Annotated in this window: 4 protein-coding genes; 1 reads left to right on the top strand and 3 read right to left on the bottom strand. The window is 71.7% G+C overall.

Annotated features, from left to right (window positions below; genetic code table 11):
- Nucleotides 1–174: 174 nt before the first annotated feature.
- A complete protein-coding gene (locus tag AB8Z75_RS32040; protein ID WP_369208189.1) occupies nt 175–453 on the bottom strand; it encodes a GlsB/YeaQ/YmgE family stress response membrane protein in 279 nt (92 codons plus the stop codon).
- Nucleotides 454–667: 214 nt separating this feature from the next.
- Nucleotides 668–2,140, bottom strand: coding sequence for a penicillin-binding transpeptidase domain-containing protein (locus AB8Z75_RS32045; RefSeq protein WP_369208183.1), 1,473 nt, complete (start codon nt 2,138–2,140; stop codon nt 668–670).
- Nucleotides 2,141–2,346: 206 nt separating this feature from the next.
- Here AB8Z75_RS32045 and AB8Z75_RS32050 point away from each other — a divergent pair, with 206 nt between their 5' ends.
- Nucleotides 2,347–2,712 carry a VOC family protein gene (locus AB8Z75_RS32050; RefSeq protein WP_369208185.1) on the top strand — a complete coding sequence of 122 codons (366 nt, stop codon included), beginning with the start codon at nt 2,347–2,349 and terminating at the stop codon, nt 2,710–2,712.
- Between the two features lie 22 nt (nt 2,713–2,734).
- On the opposite strand, the gene AB8Z75_RS32055 is transcribed toward AB8Z75_RS32050, so the two are convergent.
- Nucleotides 2,735–3,525, bottom strand: a 791-nt coding sequence (locus AB8Z75_RS32055; RefSeq protein ID WP_369208187.1) for an MFS transporter, incomplete at its 5' end; no start/stop codon positions are given.

Consider the following 3,525-nt stretch of genomic DNA (forward strand, 5'->3'; position numbering starts at 1 on the left):
GCGCGGCTCCCCGCGCGCGGGCCCCGCGGACGGGGACGGCACGCGGGGAGCCGCGCTCAGGACTGGGGCCGACGGCCGTGGTTGGCCGCGTTGTTAGGGCGGGCCTTCTTCTTGCGCCGACGCTTGGACGCCATGGCGCCTCCTTTGGGGGCGGGCGGGGCGAGGCTCGCGGAGTCAACGGCGTTCGCGGGAGTGGCCGAAGAGGAGACGGTAGACGATCAGCAGGACGAGGGAGCCGGCGATGGCGGCCACCCACAGGCTCGGGTCCACCACGTTGTTGGCCACGGGACGGTCCAGGAACGTCGCGGAGAGCCAACCGCCGAGAAAGGCGCCCGCGATGCCGATCAGGACCGTGCCCACGACACCGCCAGGATCGCGGCCCGGCAGCAGGATCTTCGCGATCGTTCCGGCCGCGAGACCCAGCACGATCCAGCTCACCACGCCCGAGTGCACCAGGTCGGACAGCGCGTCCGAGAGGGCGTTCGGCTCCGAGTCGCCCCCGTCGGCGGCGAGCCGGGTCCAGGAGCTGAGCGGCGTGGCGGGCATGGAAGGGCCTCCCCGAGGTTGATCGTTGCGGCCCCATCATGCCCTGTCCCCGCCGGCGAGGGGCCGGCCCCCTCGGTGCCGTTTTCGCGAAGGCCACCGACTCAGGCGCCGGCCTCGCGCCTCACCGCAGTGCGGCCTTCATCATCTTCTTCGCGATCGGGGCCGCCAGGCCGTTGCCGCTGACCTCGGCGCGGGCGGCGTCCGAGTCCTCGACCACGACCGCCACCGCGACCTTCTTGCCGCTGTCGGTCTTGGCGTAGGAGGTGAACCAGGCATACGGGGTGCCGCTGTTGTCGACGCCGTGCTGCGCCGTTCCCGTCTTGCCCCCGACCGTCATGCCGTCGATCTGGGCGTTGCTGCCCGTGCCCTTGTCGACCACCGTCTGCATCGCCGACCGGAGTTGGGACGCGGAGTCCTCGCTCATCACCCGGTGCGAGTCAGGGTCCTCGTACGACTGGAGCGTGTGCCCTGAGGCGTCCTGCACCTGCGAGACCATGTGCGGGTCGACCAGCTCACCGCCGTGCGCGATGGCCTGCGAGACCATCGCCATCTGGAGCGGCGTGGCGGTGACCTCGAACTGGCCGATGCCCGTCAGACCGGCCTGGGCGTCGTCCATCTCGCTGGGGTAGTGGGAGGTGGCCGCGCGGACGGGCACGTCCTGCTTCTCGTCGTCGAAGCCGAACTTCTCGGCCTGCGCACGGACCTTCTTCTCCCCGAGGTCGGTCGCCAGCTTCGCGAAGACGTTGTTGCACGAGTAGCGCAGCGCCGTCCGCAGAGTGGCGTCCTCGCAGGGCGCCGCCCTGTTCTCGTTGTGCAGGACCGTCGAGGTGCCCTTGAGGGTGTACGGGTCGGGGCTGTCGGTGGGCTGGTCGACGGAGGAGTACAGCCCGTTCTCCAGCGCCGCGGCGGCCACCACCAGCTTGAACGTGGACCCGGGCGGCACGGCCTGGCGCAGCGCCCGGTTCAGTGTGGGCTTGTCGTCGCTCTTGTCGTTGCCGCTGCGCGCGGTCAGCTTCTGCCAGGCCGCGTCGTCGTCCGCGCCGCTGCCGCTGAAGCTCGACGGGTCGTAGGAGGGGGTGCTGACGACGCCGAGGAGCTCGCCGCTGTCCGGGTCGACGGCGACGGCGGCGCCCTTCTTGTCGCCCAGCGCCTCGAAGCCGGCGCGCTGCACCTCGGGGTCGATGGTGGTGAGCACGTTGCCCGGCTTGGCCTGCTCGCCGGTCAGCATGTCCAGAGGGCCCTTGAGGCGGTCGTCCGTGCCGTTGAGCACGTCCTGGTAGATGCCCTCCAGCTGGGTGGCCCCGCGCACCTGCGAGGAGAAGCCGGTGACGGGCGCGTAGAGGGGGCCGTCGGTGTAGGTGCGCTTGTAGTGCAGGTCACCGCCGTCCTCCGCGCGCTGGGAGCCGGTCACGGGCTTGCCGCCCACGATGATGTCTCCGAACGGCTGCGCGTACTCCTCGATGGTGTTCCGCCGGTTCTGGTCGTCGTCCGCGAGCGCTTCCCCGTTCACCATCTGCACCCAGGTCACCCGCAGCAGCAGGGCCATCACCAGGAGCAGTGTGACGGTGGCCGCACGCCTGATTGTCCTGTTCATCCCGTACGAGAACGCGTACGGCCCGGCCCCGGGTTCCTGCCGAACAGCTCTTCTCAGGACATTCTCATCTCGCCGGCGCTCCTGCCCAGGTTCGCCGAGGGGCGAGTGCACGCGGCAGAGTGCGCGGAAAAGCACGCGGCAAAGCGTGCGGCAGAGTGCGCAGAAAAGCGTGCGACAGTGACGCACGCCTCGTGTCAGGCTGACGCATGCTCGATCATCTCGCGCTCCAGGTCCGTGACATGGCGGCCAGCACCGCCTTCTACGACGCCGTGCTCGCGCCGCTGGGCGGCGGGCGCAAGAAGCAGTTCGGCCAGAACATCGGTTACGGCACCACGGGGCATGCCCTGTGGCTCGGCCCCGCCGACGGGTCCGCGCCCGCGCGTGAGCTGCATCTCGCCTTCGCCGCGGCCGACCGCGCCGCGGTGGACGCCTTCCACGCGGCAGCCGTGGCGGCGGGCGCGGAGATCCTGCACGCGCCCCGGCTGTGGCCCGAGTACCACGCGGCGTACTACGGCACCTTCGTCCGCGACCCCGACGGCAACAACGTCGAGGCCGTCTGCCATCAGCCGTAGGGACGGCGCGGGCCGGTCGCCTTCAGGCGGGCCGGCCGCTCGCGCGCAGGTTGGCGGTGGAGACGGCGGCGGTGGCGACGTCGCGGGGGTAGGTGCGCAGGGCGAGGATCCCGATGAGGGCGGCGGCCAGGAGGGGCACCAGCGACAGGAAGAGGGTGTACTCCAGGGCGTGCCTGCCCGTGAAGACGTGGTCGGCGACGTAACCGAGCAGAGTGGGAGCCATCGCCTCACTCAGCGTGCGGAGCACGGTGCGGGCACCCTCGGCCGTGCCCCACAGCATGTGCGGCATGATGTCCAGCCGCGCGGCGTCCAGCGGCGGGTTCACCGCGCCGAGGAACGCCGTGCCGCACAGCAGCAGCGGCAGCGCCACCGCCAGCGACGTGGTGTGCAGGGCGGGAGCCACCAGCAACGGCACGGCCAGCAGGCACACGATGGGCACCAGGACGCGGGCCTCGACCCGTCCGCGCTCCAGCAGCCGGTCGGCGGCCCGCCCGCCGAACAGCACTCCGCACACGCCGCCCGCCCCGACCACCAGGACGAGGGAACTGGCCACCGACGTGCTCACCCCGTACTGGTCGGTGGTGAAGACGGTCGCGAAGGCGCGGAGCCCGGAGAAGAAGAAGTAGCCGAGCGCCGAGGCGACGATCAGCACGAGGTTGGTGGGGACCCGTAGCACGTACAGCAGGGCCCGCCACGGCGGCAGGGAGCGCGGGTCGGTGTGCAGCACGAACCGTTCGTCGGGCTCCGCGCCGACGCGTGCCCGCACCTGCCCGGCTCGCCCGCCCTCCCCGCCCTGCCCGTCGGCCCCCGTGC

Source organism: Streptomyces sp. PU-14G (assembly GCF_041028275.1).
Lineage (GTDB): Bacteria > Actinomycetota > Actinomycetes > Streptomycetales > Streptomycetaceae > Streptomyces.